Annotated in this window: 17 protein-coding genes; 10 read left to right on the forward strand and 7 right to left on the reverse strand. The window is 44.9% G+C overall.

Translation table 11 applies throughout. The features are described from left to right. Positions 1-3 precede the first annotated feature (3 nt). On the forward strand, positions 4-603 hold the full coding sequence (locus ACED59_RS16510) for a tRNA-uridine aminocarboxypropyltransferase (protein ID WP_017098780.1): 600 nt from the start codon (positions 4-6) through the stop codon (positions 601-603). Between the two features lie 27 nt (positions 604-630). On the opposite strand, the gene ACED59_RS16515 is transcribed toward ACED59_RS16510, so the two are convergent. The 3 genes from ACED59_RS16515 to ACED59_RS16525 all read right to left on the reverse strand — a co-directional run bounded on the left by ACED59_RS16515 (position 631) and on the right by ACED59_RS16525 (position 4,177). Continuing rightward, positions 631-1,974, reverse strand: a complete 1,344-nt coding sequence (locus ACED59_RS16515; RefSeq protein WP_017098781.1) for an anti-phage deoxyguanosine triphosphatase — start codon at positions 1,972-1,974, stop codon at positions 631-633. A 54-nt stretch (positions 1,975-2,028) separates the two neighbouring features. Then, complete coding sequence (gene yfbR, locus ACED59_RS16520) at positions 2,029-2,613, reverse strand: 5'-deoxynucleotidase (RefSeq protein WP_017098782.1); 585 nt, start codon at positions 2,611-2,613, stop codon at positions 2,029-2,031. A gap of 331 nt (positions 2,614-2,944) precedes the next feature. Beyond that, on the reverse strand, positions 2,945-4,177 hold the full coding sequence (locus ACED59_RS16525) for a pyridoxal phosphate-dependent aminotransferase (RefSeq protein ID WP_017098783.1): 1,233 nt from the start codon (positions 4,175-4,177) through the stop codon (positions 2,945-2,947). A gap of 295 nt (positions 4,178-4,472) precedes the next feature. Here ACED59_RS16525 and ACED59_RS16530 point away from each other — a divergent pair, with 295 nt between their 5' ends. From ACED59_RS16530 to menE, 6 genes are all read left to right on the forward strand, one after another. Further along, the gene (locus ACED59_RS16530; protein WP_029224036.1) at positions 4,473-5,780 is read left to right on the forward strand and encodes an isochorismate synthase MenF; all 1,308 of its coding nucleotides are present in this window, start codon (positions 4,473-4,475) and stop codon (positions 5,778-5,780) included. Beyond that, complete coding sequence (gene menD / locus ACED59_RS16535) at positions 5,777-7,501, forward strand: 2-succinyl-5-enolpyruvyl-6-hydroxy-3-cyclohexene-1-carboxylic-acid synthase (protein WP_017098785.1); 1,725 nt, start codon at positions 5,777-5,779, stop codon at positions 7,499-7,501. Before ACED59_RS16530 ends, menD begins: the two co-directional genes overlap by 4 nt. Before the next feature lie 9 nt (positions 7,502-7,510). Further along, a complete protein-coding gene (menH, locus tag ACED59_RS16540; protein WP_009847272.1) occupies positions 7,511-8,311 on the forward strand; it encodes a 2-succinyl-6-hydroxy-2,4-cyclohexadiene-1-carboxylate synthase in 801 nt (266 codons plus the stop codon). A 102-nt stretch (positions 8,312-8,413) separates the two neighbouring features. Continuing rightward, the gene (gene menB / locus ACED59_RS16545) at positions 8,414-9,280 is read left to right on the forward strand and encodes a 1,4-dihydroxy-2-naphthoyl-CoA synthase (protein WP_010439547.1); all 867 of its coding nucleotides are present in this window, start codon (positions 8,414-8,416) and stop codon (positions 9,278-9,280) included. A gap of 75 nt (positions 9,281-9,355) precedes the next feature. Continuing rightward, positions 9,356-10,369 carry an o-succinylbenzoate synthase gene (menC, locus tag ACED59_RS16550; protein ID WP_017098786.1) on the forward strand — a complete coding sequence of 338 codons (1,014 nt, stop codon included), beginning with the start codon at positions 9,356-9,358 and terminating at the stop codon, positions 10,367-10,369. A 47-nt stretch (positions 10,370-10,416) separates the two neighbouring features. Beyond that, on the forward strand, positions 10,417-11,850 hold the full coding sequence (menE, locus tag ACED59_RS16555; RefSeq protein ID WP_017098787.1) for an o-succinylbenzoate--CoA ligase: 1,434 nt from the start codon (positions 10,417-10,419) through the stop codon (positions 11,848-11,850). 145 nt (positions 11,851-11,995) lie between these two features. Here the strand turns inward: menE and nagE are convergent, their stop codons facing one another. Next, entirely contained in the window at positions 11,996-13,441 is a 1,446-nt protein-coding gene (gene nagE / locus ACED59_RS16560) for an N-acetylglucosamine-specific PTS transporter subunit IIBC (RefSeq protein WP_029224037.1), read from the reverse strand. 193 nt (positions 13,442-13,634) lie between these two features. On the opposite strand from nagE, the gene ACED59_RS16565 reads away from it, so the two are divergent. Next, complete coding sequence (locus ACED59_RS16565) at positions 13,635-14,513, forward strand: LysR substrate-binding domain-containing protein (RefSeq protein ID WP_017098789.1); 879 nt, start codon at positions 13,635-13,637, stop codon at positions 14,511-14,513. Between the two features lie 106 nt (positions 14,514-14,619). Continuing rightward, positions 14,620-14,787: a hypothetical protein gene (locus ACED59_RS16570; RefSeq protein ID WP_009847266.1), complete on the forward strand. Its 168-nt coding sequence runs from the start codon at positions 14,620-14,622 to the stop codon at positions 14,785-14,787. Between the two features lie 161 nt (positions 14,788-14,948). Here ACED59_RS16570 and ACED59_RS16575 read toward each other — a convergent pair whose 3' ends face one another. From ACED59_RS16575 to ACED59_RS16585, 3 genes are all read right to left on the reverse strand, one after another. After that, positions 14,949-15,869 (reverse strand): YeiH family protein, encoded by a 921-nt coding sequence (locus tag ACED59_RS16575; protein WP_029224038.1) that lies wholly within the window; start codon positions 15,867-15,869, stop codon positions 14,949-14,951. Positions 15,870-16,013: 144 nt separating this feature from the next. After that, positions 16,014-17,888, reverse strand: a complete 1,875-nt coding sequence (locus ACED59_RS16580; protein WP_017098791.1) for an MFS transporter — start codon at positions 17,886-17,888, stop codon at positions 16,014-16,016. Between the two features lie 17 nt (positions 17,889-17,905). Further along, positions 17,906-18,496 (reverse strand): TetR/AcrR family transcriptional regulator, encoded by a 591-nt coding sequence (locus ACED59_RS16585; RefSeq protein ID WP_012604487.1) that lies wholly within the window; start codon positions 18,494-18,496, stop codon positions 17,906-17,908. Between the two features lie 197 nt (positions 18,497-18,693). Between ACED59_RS16585 and ACED59_RS16590 the strand changes: the two genes are divergently transcribed. After that, positions 18,694-19,617 (forward strand): Tim44 domain-containing protein, encoded by a 924-nt coding sequence (locus tag ACED59_RS16590; protein WP_009847262.1) that lies wholly within the window; start codon positions 18,694-18,696, stop codon positions 19,615-19,617. Positions 19,618-20,147 lie beyond the last annotated feature (530 nt).

Genomic DNA, 20,147 nt, shown 5'->3' on the forward strand with positions numbered 1-20,147 from the left:
TCCATGTCTCGTTATTGCCGCCAATGCAGCAAGGCTTTGAAAGCTTGTATATGTCAGTGGGTTACGCCACTAGAATCGAACGTTGAGCTTATCATTCTTCAGCACCCATCAGAAGAGCATCGCCCGATGGGAACTGCGCGTATCCTCTCGTTATCTCTAAATAACAGTGTGACGTTTGTCGGTGAAGACTTTTCAGACAATGAACAACTCAACGCATTGTTGTGCGATGAACAGTACCAACATGTGATTTTATACCCAAGCGAAAACTCTGTTTCAGTTGAGTCGGCGACATGTCCTGAAAAGAAGCTGCGTGTGATTTTATTGGATGGCACCTGGAAGAAGGCGTTCAAGATGTGGCAAGTATCGAGTAACTTGCATGCGTTGAATACGGTTCACTTGCCGAAAGATCTCAAGGGTAATTACCGAATTCGCAAAGCGCCAAGTGAAAACAGCCTTTCGACAGTAGAGGCGGGTTATCATCTGTTGAGCTTGTTAGAAAATGATCGAGACTTTAGCCCTCTGCTAACGGCATTTGACCAAATGATTCAGTTTCAAATCAATCAAATGCCGCCGGGCGTGTTTGAGAAAAACTACCTAGATTAAGCCAGTTTCGTTGGAACGAGTCAGAAATTAAAATTCAGTATGAGCTGAGAACAGTTGCTGGTGCATTTTCTGTGCAAGATCATCGGTCATGGATGATATGTAATCCGCAATCACGCGCATTTTTCGAGACTCATCTTGATGTTGTAGCCATTGCTTCTTGATAGGTAGTGGCAGCAAGCGTTCAGGATCTGCGCTGAATGCTTCAAACATATCCATGATAATCTGCTGACCTTTATATTCGATAACTTGAACCTGTGGCACTTGAATCACGAACTCGCTGACAAAGTGTTTCAGTTTGTCGAGTGTGGCGTCCATGCTCGGTTCAAGCACCGCATTGTAAGCAAGCAGTACATTCTCAAATCTAGCATCTACTCGTTCAATCGAAATACTGGTCAACAGAGCGTTGACTATCCCACCAATCGCATCCTTTCGACGATACTGCTCACCAGAGAAAAGCATCTCTGTAATTGAATCTAGGTGTTCACAAATCCAAGGATCGGCCATCTCTTTAAGTTGAGGGTAAGCCGATTCGACCCACTGAGCTTTGGTCACAGAGCCAAGCACAATCGCATCTTCTAAATCGTGTACGCCATACGCGATGTCATCAGCCAACTCCATAATCGAACAATCCAGCGACTTATATTTGGTCTTGTTATGTTCAAGAGGCTCGGTGTGTGTTTTTCTTTTCTGTTTTAGGAGCTGTTGGTCGCTGCTTGAAAGCGGTTCAAGCACCCAGTTAAACAACTCTTCATCATGATTGTAGATGCCTTTTGCTGGCATCCAATCTTTAGCTCGGAGCTGTCGTTGATGCTTTACGGGTTCAGACTGCAATTTAGCTTGAACCTCACTCAGCAGAGAAGGGTACTTAATCAAACCTAACAAAGTGCGTCGAGATAGGTTCATCCCGTGATGTTCAGTGTAAGGTTCTAGCTGCGTGACAATGCGAAATGTTTGAGCATTGCCCTCAAAGCCACCATGATCGCGCATCATATAGTTCAACGCGACTTCGCCACCGTGCCCATAAGGTGGGTGGCCAATGTCGTGAGCAAGACACAATGAATCAATCAAACTGTCTGAAGGCAATAAATCTCGAAACTCGGGCTGCTTTTTTTTCAGCTGGGCAACGATACCGGTACCTAGCTGAGCGGCTTCTAGCGAATGAGTAAGGCGAGTTCGGTGGAAATCGTTTACCGTGGTGCCATGAACTTGGGTTTTTGCTTGGAGGCGGCGAAAAGCGGCAGAGTGAAGCACCCGCGCACGATCGCGTTGATACGGGCTACGGTGGTCATCACGCCTTATTTTATGTTCATCGTCATTTCGATGTTGCCATTCTTGTTCGAGTTTAAATGGTGGTTCGAGTGGAGAATTCAAAATAGCACCTATCAAATTGATTTATTTAGCTAATTACACTCAACTTATACCCAGTTAGCTTATCTCGTCTAGTGATAATTCAAAGCTCGGCGCAAATGTGGTGAGAAAGTAGTCCATTTCCGGGCTTTTACGTTGTGATAGCGTCTCTTCAAGCCTGCGTTTGGCCTGTTCGTATTCATGATTACCTGCGCTGAGTTCTTCCAAGCATTTCAGGTAAGCACAGATGGTGTCGGCTTGCTTAACGATGCTTTGCTCTTCTTTGTTTGCTGTTCCAGATATCAAAAACGGGGATAAGTCGTCTCGGAACTCTTCTGGCAGCATTGAAAGCAGTCTTTGCTCTGCTGCCGCTTCTATCTTCTTATACTCTTGTGCGATGTCTGGATTGTAGTATTTAACTGGCGTCGGCAAATCACCTGTTAGCACTTCACTGGTATCGTGGTACATGCCAAGCAGAGCAATGTGTTCTGGGTTGAGTTTGCCATCAAACTTCTTGTTTTTGATAAGCGCCAAGGCGTGGGCGACGAAAGCGACCTGTAGGCTATGCTCTGAAATGTTCTCGCTTGAGACTGAGCGCATCAGGGGCCAGCGTTGAATCAGCTTCATACGGGCAAGATGGGCAAAGAAATGGCTTTGTTTCATAAGAGTCCTTTTAGTACCAATCGTAGTAAATAACTGGTCATCCTAGCTTGTTAAAAAACTCGATAACTTTGTTAGAATTTTTGATTGTAGAATAACTACTTACCAAAAAAATCTGCCTTGTTCTCAAGTTTTTTCCCTGCGCTATTTCTGAACACTTACTTACTGTGATTGGTATAAGCAATGCTCCACTCGTATCTTGTGTTTGCACAGGGACACGAGACAGCGGATACAAAAAAGGCTCCCAAACAGGAGCCTTTTAAGCATAGAAGTGATTGATTACAAGTTAAAGTCTTTTAAAACAGCAAATTGTAGTCATCTTTCTTTGTGCTAATTAACCTTCGACGAGGTCGTCTTGGCTGTAAGTCTGTAAGAAGCGCTCTAGGCGACCAATCGCGATTTCTAGATCTTCGATGTGCGGTAGAGTCACGATGCGGAAGTGATCCGGTTTCGGCCAGTTGAAGCCAGTACCTTGAACCAATAACACTTTCTCTTGCTTAAGGAAGTCGAGTACGAATTTCTGATCGTCTTTGATGTTGTACATCTTGGTGTCGATCTTAGGGAACAGGTACATCGCGCCTTTTGGTTTCACACAAGAAACGCCAGGGATCTTGTTGATCAGTTCCCATGCACGGTCACGTTGCTCAAGCAGTCGACCACCAGGAAGAATCAGTTCGTTGATACTCTGATAACCACCCAGTGCCGTTTGGATGGCGTGTTGCATTGGCACGTTGGCACACAAACGCATCGAGGCGAGCATTTCTAGCCCTTCGACATAGCCTTTCGCTATGTGTTTCGGACCCGTTAAGAACATCCAACCACCACGGAACCCACATACACGGTAAGCCTTAGACAGACCGTTGAATGTCACCATGAGTACGTCTTCGGCAAGCGTTGCAACTGAAGTGTGTACCGCACCGTCGTAAAGTACTTTGTCGTAGATTTCATCAGCGAAGATGATCAAACCGTGCTCACGAGCAATCTCAACAACTTGTAATAGGAAATCACGGCTGTATACCGCGCCCGTTGGGTTGTTCGGATTGATAAGAACGATGCCGCGAGTCTTTGGTGAGATCTTCGCTCGCATGTCGTCTAGATCTGGATACCAATCAGCATCTTCATCACACATGTAGTGAACCGGCGTGCCGCCAGAAAGCGCAACAGACGCTGTCCATAGTGGGTAGTCCGGAGCGGGAACTAAGATTTCATCACCATTATCCAGTAGCGCTTGCATAGACATAACGATAAGCTCTGATGCGCCGTTACCAATGTAAACATCTTCTACATCAAGGTTACGGAGGCCTTTTTTCTGGTAGTGTTGAACAACCGCTTTGCGGGCTGAATAGATGCCTTTTGAGTCACAGTAACCTTGAGATGTCGGTAGGTTACGGATTACATCAACAAGGATTTCATCAGGGGCGTCAAAACCAAATGGGGCGGGGTTACCGATATTAAGCTTCAGTATTTTATGCCCTTCTTCTTCCATACGCTTAGCATGTTTGAGTACAGGCCCCCTGATTTCGTAGCATACGCTGTTGAGTTTTGACGACATCCCGATATTTTGCATTGCCGATTTCCTGAAATTAATTTAAATACTTTATTAAAGTACCGCAAAACGGGGTTTGATAGAATAAAAATCTGATGAATGTCGTATTTCAGTGTCACGTTTGGTCTTTTTGTTGTCACTCTTTTCTAAATTTTAATTAATCGCTTGTTTGTTGTTGGCTAAGATGAATAAAGAGGCGGGATCGCTTAAAATCACACGAATGTTCGAAAGATATCGTACATTCTTGATCTAAGTTGGTGCTGCCCATAAAGTATCAAACTAATATAATAATAATTTAGATGTGAACGAGGTCGATTTGTCACATTTCCAGCAAACTGTCTCCGCTTTGATTGAGCGAGTACAAAATGCCCAAGCAAGCGAAGTGCGTTGTGTTGAAGTTCTAACGCAAAAACCATCGTTTGCATTTATTGAATGGCTTCATGCTCAACCACTCTTTCCTAAGTTTTATTGGCAGTCACGTGATACTCGTGAAGAGGTCGTTGCGCTCGGGCAATTACATACTTTTTCTGATCCCGCTCCCGCGTACGCAATTCTTGGTGAAGACCAACGAATCTGGGGTGGGCGCTCGTTTGACGGGCACACCGCAAAAAACCGTCGTTGCATGGAATCGTTTTTCTTCCTTCCTCAGGTTGAACTGATCCGCTTTGACAAGACTTGGTCGTTAGCCGTCAACTTATCTCCTGATCGCGTTGCTTCTATTAATGCTCTAAATAAGCTTTCTGTCGAAGCGGCGATATTGGCCCCTTTGTCGGCGCATATTGAGCAGATTAACCACGTTCCAGAACGAGAGCTGTGGGGCAACCTTGTCGATAAAGTGCTGAAAGGCATTAGCGACGAAGAGTACAAGAAAGTCGTTTTAGCGCGTAAAACCACATTGCAATTGGATGCGCCAATCTGCGCGGCTCAGTTGCTTAAAGCCAGCTATTTGCAAAATCATCACAGTTTCCACTTTATGTTGGTACTGGACTCTAAACACAGTTTCATTGGTTCGACGCCTGAGCGCTTATATAGCCGATATGGTAGTGAGCTTGATACGGAAGCGCTTGCAGGAACCATTGGCCGAGGAGAAAACTCGACCGAGGATATGGAACTAGCAAACTGGCTTTCACAAGACACTAAAAACCTCAATGAGAACCAGTATGTGGTTGACGACATCATTGAGCGCCTCACTCCTCATTCTCAAACGGTTCATGTTGAAAAGGATACGCGTCTTGTGCGCTTGCGTAAGGTGCAGCATCTTAAGCGTAATATCCACGCCCAGCTTAACAATGGCGTTAACGGTGTACAGTTGCTTGCTGCATTACAGCCGACTGCTGCGGTGGCTGGTTTACCGCGTAAAGAGGCGATGGATTTCATTCTTGAACACGAACCGTTTGCTCGAGGGTGGTATGCTGGTTCTGTGGGTTATATCAGCCATCAGAGAGCGGAATTTTGTGTAGCGATTCGAAGTGCCTTGATTGTAAACGATCAGGTACAACTGTTTGCGGGTGCGGGGATCGTGCCGGGATCTGTAGCCGAATATGAGTGGCAAGAATTGAATAAGAAGATGTCAACTTTACTTAGCCTAATTTCAGACCATCCATTACTGGGTGTCGCATCATGAATCATGACCAAGCCGTATTAAATAGAGTTTGGTGTAAGACGTTACTGGAGGAGCTTGCACGCAGCGGTATTGAACATGTTTGTGTTGCACCGGGTTCTCGCTCAACACCATTGACACTCGAAGCCGAAGCCAATCCAAAGTTAACTTTACACACGCACTTTGACGAGCGTGGTCTCGGTTTTTTTGCTCTAGGTTTAGCTAAAGCGAGTGGTAAGCCAGTTGCCGTGATTGTTACCTCTGGTACAGCCGTTGCGAACCTTCTTCCTGCGACGGCTGAATCGGGTTTGACACGAGAGAAGCTGATCTTGCTGACGTCTGATCGACCAATAGACTTGGTTGGTTGTGGGGCGAATCAAGCAATTCAGCAACAGGGTATCTTTTCGTCTCATGTTGAAAGCTCTTTAAATCTGCCCAGCCCAACAACACAGACTTCTTTGAATTGGCTTCTGACATCGGTTGATAGCGTACTTGCGAACCAACAAAGTGTTGGCGGTGCGATTCATATCAACTGTCCATTTCCTGAGCCTTTGTATTCAACAAGTAGCGCTGAAATGTATGCACAGTACACATCCAGTATCTCTGGGTGGAAATCGGGAACAGGTTGTTACAGCCAAACGTTTTTACCTAATCAAGTGAATACACAACCGATTGCTCCAGGTGAGTATCTTGGACGTAAGGGTGTGGTTATTCTCGGTTCGCTCGATATTGAACAAGCGACAAAAGCTCAGCAGTTTGCCACTGCATTAGGCTGGCCAGTTTTTTGTGACCCTCAATCAGGCGTGAACAGTGATTGGAAGCATTATGATCTCTGGTTACAAAGTAGCTCAGCCAAAGAGAAGCTAAATCAGTGTAATTTTATTCTCCAATTTGGTGAGCGTATCGTTTCTAAGCGCCTTAATCATTGGATAAAGTCGCAAGCTTCATCATTCTGCTCGTCACAATACATTGTTGTGTCACCAGATACGCACCGAATCAACCAAGATCATCTGCCTCAAACCCATATCGTTGCTGATATCGAGTCATGGGTGTCAGAACAGCATTTACCTACCTTGTTAGGTCAACATGCAGGTTGGGCTGCACCTTTGGTCGAAATCGCGAATACGGTTCAACAATTGGCATTGGCACAAATATCCAATAATGACCAACTGACCGAGTTGAGCGTTGCAGTTGACTTGTCGACTAGACTTAAAGACAGAGAGTTGTTTGTGGGAAACAGCTTGATGGTAAGGCTGGTGGATATGTTGTCATCAATATCTGCAAATCAAGTTTACAGTAATCGTGGCGCATCGGGCATCGATGGCTTAGTGGCAACTTCTGCGGGCGTGTTGAAAATCAACCAGAATCCGTTGTTGATGTTGATTGGTGATACCTCTTTGCTCTACGACCTCAATTCGCTGGCTCTGCTGACTCATAATTCAACGCCGATGGTTATTGTTGTGACAAACAATGACGGTGGTGCGATCTTTGATTTGTTGCCTGTACCAGAGCAGCAAAAACAGTCACTTTATCAAATGCCTCATGGTTTCAGTTTTGAACATGCCGCTGCGCAATTCCAGCTTGGTTATGCTGCGCCAGAAACCTTGAACGGCTACCAAACTATTATCGAACAACATTTCGAGCAGGGTCAGGGTACCTTGCTCGTTGAAGTTAAGACGCCTCCCGAACAAGCGGCTACTTTGTTGAAACAATTCAGTGCAATGCTCATCGAGGCATTAGCCTAAGGACTTAACATGCTTTACTCCAATTATTACCCAGCTGTACAAGAATCTTCTGACAAACCTTTGCTTGTTTTTCTACATGGTTTACTCGGAAGCGGGGATGATTGGAGCGCATGTCATCCATATCTAGAGGAGTTTCCTCGTCTTTGCATAGATTTGCCCGGGCACGGACAAAGTCGCTTTATCGATCCGGTAGGCTTTGATCATTGCTGCAAGAAAATCGTTCAGTGCATCACTTCTCAACTTGCGCTCAACGATCTTCCTGCGGATTATCCTATCGTGGTGATTGGCTACTCTATGGGTGGTAGGCTTGCCATGTATGGGGTGACAAGCCCTTGCTTCGAAACGCTCAATCTTAAGAAAGTCATTATTGAAGGTGGCAACTTTGGTCTGGAGCGTGATGAAGAACGAGCACAAAGGTTAGTACATGATACGCAATGGGCTGTCCGTTTTGCGCAGCAGTCGATTGAAGATGTTTTAGACGATTGGTATCAACAAAGCGTCTTTTCTTCACTAAATCATGAGCAAAGACAAACTTTGGTCATAAAGCGTAGTGGTAACCTTGGAGTATCCGTAGCAAATATGTTGTTATCTACTTCGTTAGCTAAGCAACCGGATTTACGTGCCACATTGAAATCTCATGAGCATCAATTGCATTATGTGTGTGGTGAAAAAGATCGTAAATTCATGGAGCTAGCTGAGAATAGTGGCTTTGAATATAGTCAGGTTGATTACGCTGGTCATAATGTTCATTTTGAGCAACCAGAGTTGTTTTCCAACCTGATCATCCAATGTATCGCCAGTCGCCGCTAAACTGACTGAGCGGTTCTCTCGTATCAAGCACTATCAAAAGCAGAGCAACACCGTCACGACTATTCGTTAGTCGTGGTCTCTAATAGAACAATGGGAATCACCATGGCTAAAACAGTAGGCATCACAGAAGAAGAACTTTACGCAGCAGTTAACTGGCGCGATGAAAGCAGTCAATTTGAAGATATTCAGTACCACAAGTCTGACGACGGTATTGCGAAAATCACGATTGCTCGTCCTCAAGTCCACAATGCGTTCCGTCCACAAACCGTAAAAGAGATGATCAATGCATTGGCTGATGCTCGTTATGACGAGAAGGTTGGCGTAATCATTTTGACGGGTCTTGGTGAGAAGGCGTTCTGTTCTGGTGGTGACCAAAGTATCCGTGGTGACTACGGTGGTTATCAAGATGATTCAGGTACACATCACCTGAACGTGCTTGATTTCCAACGTCAAATTCGTACTTGTCCAAAACCGGTTATCGCAGCGGTATCGGGCTGGGCAGTCGGTGGCGGTCATGTTCTTCACATGATGGCAGACCTGACCATTGCAGCTGAAAACGCTCAGTTTGGTCAGACGGGTCCTAAAGTAGGTTCATTCGATGGCGGTTGGGGGGCTTCTTACATGGCTCGTATCGTTGGTCAAAAGAAAGCGCGTGAAATCTGGTTCTTGTGTCGTTTCTACGATGCCCAAGAAGCATTGGACATGGGTCTAGTAAACACTGTAGTGCCTGTTGCCGACCTAGAAAAAGAAACGGTTCGTTGGTGTCGTGAAGTTCTTCAACACAGCCCAATGGCACTGCGTTGCTTGAAAGCCGCACTAAACGCAGACTGTGACGGCCAAGCAGGCCTTCAAGAGTTGGCGGGTAACGCAACCATGATGTTCTACATGACAGAAGAAGGCCAAGAAGGCCGAAACGCATTTAACGAGAAGCGTCGACCTGATTTCGACAAATTTCCGCGTAACCCATAGTCTTTCTCTTCTTTAAAATGAGTCGCTAATAGCGGCTCGTTTTGTTTTGATGTTCCCCGTTTTTTAGGAAACTTTATGAACTCAGTGAATTCTCAGCGTCACGCTAAACTCTACCGTTATCAACTACCTATGGATAGTGGTGTGATTCTTCGTGACAATAAGTTGAACGAACGCGTTGGCTATATCATCCAACTTGAGTGTGATGGTAAAACTGGTTTTGGTGAAGTTGCGCCTCTGCCAGGTTTTAGCCAAGAAGATGCCGAACAAGCTGGCATTCAGCTGCAACACGAATTAGAGCTTTGGAGCCACAATAACCCTCAAACGCCTTTTGATGAGCTATATCCTTCTGTTGCCTTCGGTTTTTCGATGGCGATGATGGAATTACGAGGTGAACTCAACGCTGAAGGTAACTACCAAGCAGCGCCTTTGTGTACAGGAGATCCAGATGAATTGATCCCTGTGCTGAATGAGATGAAAGGCGAGAAGGTCGCCAAAGTGAAAGTCGGTCTCTACGAAGCGATTCGTGATGGCATGCTTGTCAGCTTATTCCTTGAGTCGATCCCTGATTTGACCCTAAGGCTTGATGCCAACCGTGCGTGGAAGCCAGAGAAAGCGAAGCAGTTCATTAAATATATTTCGCCGTCACTTCGTCAGCGCATTAGCTTTATTGAAGAGCCTTGTCAGAAACCAGAAGACAGCTTGGCCTTTGCCATCGACCACGGTGTGGCGATTGCATGGGATGAGACACTACAAGAAGCGGTGCGAAGCCCTGAGTTTGATCTTAGTGATTTAACGGGTGTTAAGGCGGTAGTGATTAAGCCAACCTTGATTGGCTCAGTAGAGCGTTGTGTTGCTATCATTGAACGCGCGCAACAACTTGGTATTAAACCTGTACTAAGCTCAAGCATAGAGTCTAGCCTTGGCTTAACTCAGATTGCTCGATTGGCACAACAGTACTTGCCTAATGAAGTTCCAGGGCTTGATACGATTGGCTTGTATCAACAACAGCTAGAAGTCTCATGGCCGGGTTGTCAGCTTCCGGTTTCTACTCTTGAACAGCAACAATTGATTTGGTCTTCTTTAGGCTGATCGTTCGATTAGCTTAGACCGTTCTCAATCTATAACTTGGTTATCTTATGATGCGCCCACAATCTAATCATCACCCGCTTTGGGTACAGTGGGCGCAGCAAAACCCACATCAAACAGCGTTAGTGATTCCTAACCGCGCTTACACTTGGCAGCAAGTGTCTGTGCTGGTGAGTGAGTACCAACAACAGCTATCTCATCAAGGCCTATCTGAAGGCGATGTGTTGACCATTGTTGGTAAGAACCAAGCTGAAGTGATTCCAGTTTATCTTGCCGCACTTAATTTGGGTGTGGTTTGTGCGTTTACCATGCCTCAGCCGAAAGCTCGTTTAACGCAGAAGTTTGAATCCCTTTATGGTCAGCTAGACAGACGTTACCTTTGGCTATTAGATAGCTGTGGGTTAGATCATTCTGATGCTGTTGACCTCAAGACTGTATTGGTGACGTTACCTTGCTTTAACGAAGTTAAGGTCGATGGTGATGACAAACCAACAATATCGCAAAATCCTAACTTTAATCCTCAAAACCTTGCGAGCATCGTATTCACTTCTGGCTCTATCGGAAACCCGAAAGCGGTGGCTCACACGTTGCAGCAACACTTATGTTCTGCTCAGGGTTTACTAGACGTTTTCAACTTTGAACAAGCTGGCACTTGGTTGCTTAGCCTACCGGTGTACCATGTGTCAGGATTGGCGATTGTCCATCGTTGGTTGGTGGCTGGTGGATGCATCAAAATAGGGTCAGGCAAGCTTGAATCAGACATCGAAGGTTGTAGCCATGCTTCATTGGTCGCTACTCAGCTGCATAGGTTATTAAAGGGTAAGCAAGCACTTACTTTAACCCATGTGTTGTTGGGTGGGAGCCATATTCCAGAAGCGCTAGGGCTTGAAGCTCAACAAATGGGCATTGAAACTTGGCTTGGATATGGCATGACAGAAGCGGCTTCAACAGTGACCGCGAAGCCAGTCGATTCTAGTAATACTGCAGGTTTTGTTCTCGACCAACGCCAGTTAAAAATTGAAGATCAACGTATCTTTATTGGCGGCAATACGCTTGCTTCTGGTTATTACTATCAGGGCGAGTTAACACCATTGGTGGATGAGAACAGTTGGTTCGACAGTAAAGACCTCGGCGAATGGGATGGCGAACAAGTGTCGATCATTGGTCGCGCTGATAATCAGTTTATTTCTGGGGGAGAGAATATCCACTGTGAAGAAATTGAACGAGCACTGAATCAGTTATCTTTAATCAATCAGGCGTTTATCGTTCCAATTGAAGATGATGAGTTCGGGTTTCGACCCGTCGCTATTGTGGATTGTGCTGAACTGCCAACCAAAGAGTGGTTTGCTGAGCAATTGAATGGCCGTCTTGAGCGGTTCAAATTTCCTGTCGAGTACTATCGAATGCCTCATCAAGAACAGCTAGGCATTAAGGTTTCACGCGCAGGATTGGCACAGTGGTTACAGCAGATACGTTCTAAATAGAACTGAGAACAATAAAACGAAGCGCAATACACGGTGACTAGTCGTAATTGCGCTTCAGGGGGTTGTGACGGTGGTGAAGCCATCACAAATTCTTAATATTTTATCTGGTTATTAAGGGTTTTATCTTTGCATCTGGCTGTTTAGCTTAAGCGAGTGCCTTCTTCATTTGTTCAGCAACCTTATCTACCTTACCTAAACCGATAATGACTTGTAGGCCACCTTTTCCAATAGGAACGACGCCTGCAGCACCTAGTTTTTTCAGTTTGTCACTGTCTGCTGCTGACGAGTCTTTTACTGTTAAGCGTAAGCGAGTAATACAGTTGTCGACTTCTAGAATGTTGCCTGCACCACCAATAGCTTCGATGTAGTTGTTGGTTAGGCTAATTAACGCTTCTGGAGATTCTGTCTCGCTTTCTGCTTCCATCTCTTCACCACGACCCGGAGTACGTAGATTGAACTTGATGATAGCGAAACGGAAAATACCGTAGTAAAGCGCGAAGAACACCACACCTTGAACTAATAACATGTACCAGTTAGTTGCTAACGGGTTTTGGCTTGATAGCACTAAGTCAACAAAGCCTGCAGAGAAGCCGAAGCCTGCCATCCATTCCATGCTTGCTGCAATGTAAAGCGACAGACCTGTTAACACAGCGTGCACTAGGAACAATACAGGTGCTAGAAACATAAAGCTGAACTCTAGAGGCTCAGTGATGCCTGTGAAGAACGAAGCCATTGCTGCGGCAAGCATGATTGCGAATACTTGGTTCTTGTTTTTCGCGTCAGCGCAGTGGTACATCGCCAATGCTGCTGCTGGTAAACCAAACATCATGATAGGGAAGAAGCCTGCTTGGTACATGCCAGTTTTACCCGGAATACCCGTACCGTTAGCGATAGATTGTGCACCGCCGAGGAAGTTTGGAATATCGTTAATACCCACAACGTCGAACCAGAACACAGGATAAAGGGCGTGGTGCATGCCGACTGATAGGAACAAACGGTTGAAGAAGCCAAACAGACCAGCACCAACTGCGCCCATGCTTTCTAGTTTAATTCCTAGAACGATCAGAGCATCGTAAACAGCAGGCCAGATGTAAAGAAGGGCAAAAGAGAGCGCCATACCTGCGATTGAGGTAAGGATAGGAACCAAACGCTTACCGCTGAAGAAAGCTAAAGCTTGAGGAAGATCAACGGTGGAGTAGCGGTTATAGATTTCAGCGGAAATAATACCGACAATAATACCCACGAATTGGTTGCTGATTTTTCCGAATGCCGCTGGTACTTCACTTAACTCAACATCCATCAATTGAGCAACTGAGCCCGGAGCAAGTAGCGTGGTGACGACTAGGAACATCACAAAACCAGACAGTGCCGCAGAACCATTCTTATCACGGCTTAAACCAAAGGCGACACCCACCGCGAACAGAACCGCCATGTTGTCGATGATCGCACCACCTGATTTGATCAAGAATGCGGCTAGGATACTTTCAGAACCCCAACCAACAGGATCCAACCAGTAGCCGATCCCCATAAGGATTGCTGCAGCTGGCAGTGTGGCTACGGGAACCATCAATGCCTTACCTACTTTTTGCATATACCCAAGTATATTCATACGTGCCCCTAAGTTTGTAATTAATTTTTTTAATGTTTCTGCTCGTCAACGTATGGAGTTAAATATTGATCGAGGCAGGATTTTAAGTAACTGCGGCTATTAGAAACTTATTTCTTAATGCAAACAAACGAAACGGGTAGTAGTATGAATTAAAATTTTTAATGCATGAGTTCGTATGGCTAACCATCAATCTTTACTGAGAAACCTTCATACATTTAATGTTGCTGCAGAGAAAATGAGCTTTACGCTAGCCGCGAAAAAGTTGCATCTGACTCAGGGAGCCGTTAGCCATCGAATCAAAGTGTTGGAAGGAGAGCTTGGGTTTAACTTATTTGTGCGAGGCACTCGTAAACTGGAATTGACCGAAGAAGGGCAACGCTTTCAACGCACGTTATCGAAGTCGTTGAGCTCTATTTTTGGCGAGATCGAAGACATTACCAACACAGACTTGTATGGTCAGATCAATATCGGTACCAGTCCTGCCTTCGCTAACAGTTGGTTGCTACCAAGGCTAGCTGATTTCAAACAGCGATACCCAAAGTTCAACCTCAATATTTTCTCTCAAGAAGAGCAAGACTTTCATCAAAATCATCTCGATGTCGCCATTTACTATGGTGCTGAAGATCTCAAAGATATGCATCGACAGCGTCTGTTTGGTGAAAAGTATATTCCGGTGTGTACGCCGAGTTATGCCGCTGAACACGACATCTTTGATGATGGTTTAGAGTCGTTACACCGGATTAATTTCATTCATGCGTTAGGCTCTGATGTGTGGCAGCGTTGGATCAAGCACAATCAACTCGATGTAAATCTGTTTGAGCAGTTTTATTGTGTGAGTCATCGCGATATGGGCGTACAGAGTGCTCTGCATAATATCGGCGTGGCAATGGGGCGCTATCATTTTGTAAAGCCGTACATTGAGACTGGTGAGCTCATAACGCCTTATCCAAGTATGGATACTGATAAAGGATACGAATTGATCTGTCCGTTAGGCACTGAAAAGCGACCTAAGGTAAGAACGTTTATTAAGTGGCTAGAGGGGCAGTTACGCTAGGTTAGTTAATTTAGCAATTAGATAGTTCAAAACAGAATTTATTATCTTTATAACCATCCATCATAATAAGCTCTATAAATAACGGATTATAGAATAAGGTCTTATTATGAAAGTTGCCCTCATCATTGCGGTTTTGCTGCAGATAGGCCAAGCGCTCGTTTCGTCAGGACTGACTCGTTCATTGGCTGAACTTACTGCATTTGTGCTGGTTGTGGTACTTGTTTTAATGAAAAGAGAGAGCAAGAAGAGTGATAAGCCCCTGTTTGATTTGTGATTGTTGTAACAAAGAATATCTTTACTACAAACGATATTTTCACTAAAAACGATAGGGGCAAAGCCCATTAGAGCTTTGCCTTTTTGTTTTGTCATTCGCTAATCTGTTTGTCTGCTTAACAAGTTAACCAATCTACAGCGCTTCTTTACGTATTAGATGCATCAGGTAAGCGTTAACCACGCTAATGAGCCTGTCGAAATCATCGTCCACATTGTAATACCAAACATCAATGGCTTCGGCCCAGCAGCTTTAAGCTTCTCAACTGAAATACCGCAACCAATCAAGAATAGACACACCACCAATGCACGCTTAGACACATCAAAGATACCTTGATAGACCATCTCAAATTGTGGCAATAAGTCACTAACAGCAATAGCAGCGCAATAGAAGAAAATGAAGTAAGGAATCGTAATCTTCTTTTGATCGTTCTTGAAGATCATTGCGCTGACTAACGCGATTGGGATAATCCAAAGTGCGCGAGCGAGCTTCAATGTGGTTGCTGTGGTCAGTGCTTCTTCGCCATATGCTGATGCTGCGCCTACTACAGAAGATGTATCGTGAATCGCGATGGCAGCCCATGTTCCGAAAGTTTGTTGGCTTAACTCTAGTGCATGGCCAATCATTGGGAACAAGAAAAGGGCGACTGAGTTCAACACAAATACAGTGGCTAACGCTAAGCCAATCTGTTCATCATCGGCTTTGATGGCCGGTGCTACGGCGGCAATGGCGCTACCACCACAAATTGCGGTACCAGAAGAGATAAGGTAACCCGTGGTGCGATCTAATCCCATGCGTTTTGCCAAGAACCAACCAATGACCAAGGTACCAATAATCGTCGTTACAATGAGGCCAATACCATCGCCTGTTACCGCTAATGCTTTCTCAAACTGAATGCCAAAACCTAAGCCGACAATCGAGTAGGCCAGTAGCTTTTTGGTGAGTTTGCCCACTTCTAGATGCTCAGGGACTAAACCTAAGCTCGCAAGAAGGAAGCCGATCACGAGTGCCGTCGGTGAACTCACCCATGGGGTTAAGCAAAACAGAGCAGCAAGATAAAATGGAACAGACTTTTTTAGATTCATTATATTTAATTCGTCGCGTCTAGTATTGGCAGCGTAGTGGAAGACTATACGCTTAACGCAATGGTAAGTAAGTCTAAATGAATTGAACAAACGTTAAGTAAAACTAAACGTTTGTTCAGCTGATATGAATAAAGGCTTGGTTATTTAGCGTAGTGAGCCGCGAAGATCAGAGACTGACTGTCGAAGCGTGTCGCATGAAGCTTCCTTGGCTAGCATAGGTTCGGCAGCTTCTATCTCTAACTTGGCCCTGAAACGGGTGGGTAGTCCCTTGAAAGCTTGACCTTTATAACGACTGAAGTAACTGCCCCATAACCCTTTAAGTGCCATTGGAATCACAGGTACAGGAGATCGTTTGATAATCAGCTCCATGCCACGCATGAATTCGGCTACTTCGCCATCAGCGGTTAGCTTGCCTTCAGGGAAAATACACACGATGTGCCCTTCATCTAGGGCACGTTCAACTTCTTTGAAAGCGTTTCTAATCGAGTTTCGGTTGGCTGCGGAGATTGGAATAACTCCTGCTCTTTTTAAGAATCGACGTAGTGGAGGCAGCTTGGCGTAATCCTCTTCCATCACAAACCGAATCAAGCGAGGGCAAACCGCACTCAGAAGCAGTGCATCCATATAACTCACATGGTTGCAAACGATCAGTGCGCCGCCATTCTCTGGAAGATGGTGTAAGTTCTTGTGCTTAACTCGGTACATGGTGTGAGTGACCACCCATGTAAAGAAACGGAAAGCGTAGATAGGCACCTGATAAAACAGGTACAGCATAACCAAAGTATTCCCTATCGCGAGCAACACAAATAGTTGTGGAATAGAAAGATCGAGAACACTCAGGCAAACAATACCTAAAACGGCGCTTCCCACCATGAATAGTGAATTGTAGATGTTGAGCCCGGCAATCACTTGAGCGCGTTCATCTGGTTTCGCTCGTAACTGCATCAGAGAATACAGAGGAACAATGAAGATACCGCCAGAGACACCCAAGAGCAGAAGATAAGCAAACAGCGGCCACAGCTCTGAATACGTCACGAATTGATGGAAAGAAGTAAATTCAGGCAAGGACTCAGGAATGGATATCGCCATCAATAGCCCAAAAATCGACATACCTAGGCTACCCATTGGTACGATGCCGATTTCAATTCTGTGATTTGATAACTTATCGCAAGCCAAAGAACCTATCGCAATACCGACCGAGAATAGAGCTAACAAAAAGGCAACCGAGCTTTCAGTGCCGTTCAAGTGGAGCTTTGTGAAGTTTGGAAACTGAGTTAGATAAGCAGCGCCAAGGAACCAGAACCAGCTGATAGACATCAGAGCTTGAAACGTTGGGCGATCTTTTTTTGCAATCGCCAGTGTCGCGCGGGTTAGCTTTACTGGCTGCCACTTTACTTTCAGATCTGGTGCGTTACTCGGCGCTTGTGGAATAAAGCAGCTTGATACATAGCCAAGCACGGCGAAAGAAACAATACATACCGCGGCAATGAGCTTCGCGCTTTCTTCAGATGCAATAATACCGGCACCTAGAGTACCAATAAGGATGGCTAAGAATGTGCCGGTTTCGACTAAAGCGTTGCCGGATACCAGCTCTTTGGTTTCCAATTGTTGTGGAAGCAGTGCGTATTTCACCGGGCCAAAGAAGGCACTTTGCGTTCCCATTAGGAACAGAAGTAGGAGTAGTATCCCGTAGCTTTCGTAGATAAACCCGATCGCACCCAGTGACATGATCGCCACTTCAAGGAGCTTAACTTTACGTATAAACCAAGATTTTTCGTATTTGTCAGCCAGTACACCAGCCAAAGCAGAAAACAGGAAGAAGGGCAGAATAAAAAGACCAGCGGCCAAATTAATGAATAGATTGCTGGAAATAGGCAGCGTATCTACGCTTGCGAAAGCAACAAACAGTAACAGAACATTTTTGAATATGTTGTCATTAAAGGCGCCTAGAAATTGAGTAATAAAGTAGGGTAGGAACCTTTTTTGCGTTAACAGCGAAGATTGGCTGCTGTTGTTCATTGTCTTTCCTTGAATGATTACCAGTTGGTTAAGTAGTTTGAGATTAGGTTATTGATCAACTCTTTACCATCGATAGGTTCAGAGGCGAAAAATTTATCATCAACGCTAAGTAGAGTAATTCCATGTACTCCAGACCATAATACACGGCTGGCTTTAATGACTTCGCTTTCTGTGTGTTCAGGAGCAATAGCTACCAGCAATTGCTCTAACATACCTGTCATTCTATCAATACGGTTCGATTGCCATTCAGGAAGGTTTTCACCATTCATGTTGTGCTCAAAGATAAGCTGCCAACGGTGAGGGTGTTTTTGTGCAAAATCGTGATAGCAGTATGCAAGATTAAAAAGAGCCTGTTGAGGGTTGCTCGATTGTTCAACAGCAGAAGCAGATTGGGACGACAGTTCATCTAATGTTTGAGCAACAACGTGTAAAAGGAGTAGGTTGTAGTTACCAAATACATTCACCAAGGTGCTAGGGACATAGCCAATCATATTGGCAATTTTACGTAGACTTAGCTCGTGATAAGAGTGCTCTTCTAAGAAGTCGGTTACCGTCTTTAAGGTTAATTGCACTAATTGTTCGCGAGTATGATCGTTTCGTCTTGCCATGAGTACTTTCTATTAAATGAACATCGTTCAATATTTTAATGCTGCCCCAGAGTGCCGTCAATCCCTTCGCTAGTTTAGTAATCAATTAATAGCCGCAATATTATGATACATGTGTAAACGTCGTGAATATTTCATTGTTCTTTGTTAACGAGTATGATTAAGGTGTCGAAAGATAAAAAAACCTATAAAGGATAATAATGAAACGATTTTTCTCACTAGTCGCGATCCTGTTGGTAACAGTCGCGGTGACGCCAATCGCGGAAGCGAAAAAGTTTGGTGGTGGTAAGTCATTTGGCAAAAGCTTTAAAACGGCTCCAGCACCAAAACAACAAAACACAAATTCGATCCGACAAGATCAAACGGGCAAGAAAACAGCAGCAGCTAACTCTAGCAAGAAAGGCCTTATGGGCGGTCTGCTAGGTGGTTTACTTGCTGGTGGTCTTTTAGCTGCATTCTTTGGTGGCGCATTTGAAGGTATCCAGTTCATGGATATTTTAATCATGGGTCTGATTGCTTTCCTAGCGTTTAAATTCCTACGCGGAATGTTGGGTGCGAAGCAGGGCTCAATGAATCAGCAGAATGCACGTGGCCAACAGCCAGCATTCGGCGGCATGGGTCAGAACAAGTTTGAACAACCTAAGCAACAACCAAATGTTCATAACTTCGAGCAAGCACAGCCTCAATCACAACCTCATTCGCAAAATAGCGCTGGTGGTTTCGGTTTTGGTGCACAAAGCGATGTTCCACATAACTACCCACCAGGTTTTGATCAAGCGGCATTCATCAACGGTTCTCGTGAGCACTACCGTACACTGCAAGGTGCATGGAATCACAACGAGCTAAACACGATTGAAGAATACGTATCTCCAAGCCTATTTGAAGACCTAAAAGCTGAGCGTAACAAGCTAGACGGTGATCAGCACACAGACGTAATGTACGTTGATGCTGAAATCGTTCGCGCAGATCACGATGGTAGTAAAGCACAGCTAAGCCTTCAGTTTAGCGGTCGCTACCGTGACACCGCAGACGGCATTGAAGAAGATATCACTGATATCTGGCACTTAGAGCGTGACCTAACGACTCAAAATGCACCTTGGTTAATTGTTGGTATTCAAGGTTAATTCCACGATTTAACTAAACATCAATATGATGTAGTTATTCGGAATAACGGCAAATAATTCAAAGCCCCTGCTGAGAAATCAGCAGGGGCTTTTTTGTGTCTAATGATAGGTATCTGTAAGTCGCAGCAGGGAAATTGGCTTTGAGCTTTTTTTGGGAGGGAGGGGAGAAGTGTTTTAGATTCACGGAGCAATGCCAATATGACTAACACGTGGTGAACCGACAAAGAACATGTATCGACCAATTGCTTAGGCTGCGTTGCTTATCTGGTTTGTGAGCGTCATGTTGAAGTGTGGGATCACTGATGTTTGAATAGGCTAGTTCGCTTAGTCTTTTTTGCAGTATTGGGTTGGTGTTTAGTAAGTTGAGGGCGGTGTTTAGAAAGATAAGTTTAGAAAGACACGTTTAGAAGGATACAGAGCTCAGAAACGAAAAAAGCCAACTCAATGAGTTGGCTTTTCGATTTTCCAATTAAGGAGAATATGGTGGAGGGAGACGGATTCGAACCATCGAAGGCAGTGCCGGCAGATTT

This window comes from Vibrio sp. FF266 (assembly GCF_041439695.1).
Classification (GTDB): Bacteria; Pseudomonadota; Gammaproteobacteria; order Enterobacterales; family Vibrionaceae; genus Vibrio; species Vibrio tasmaniensis_A.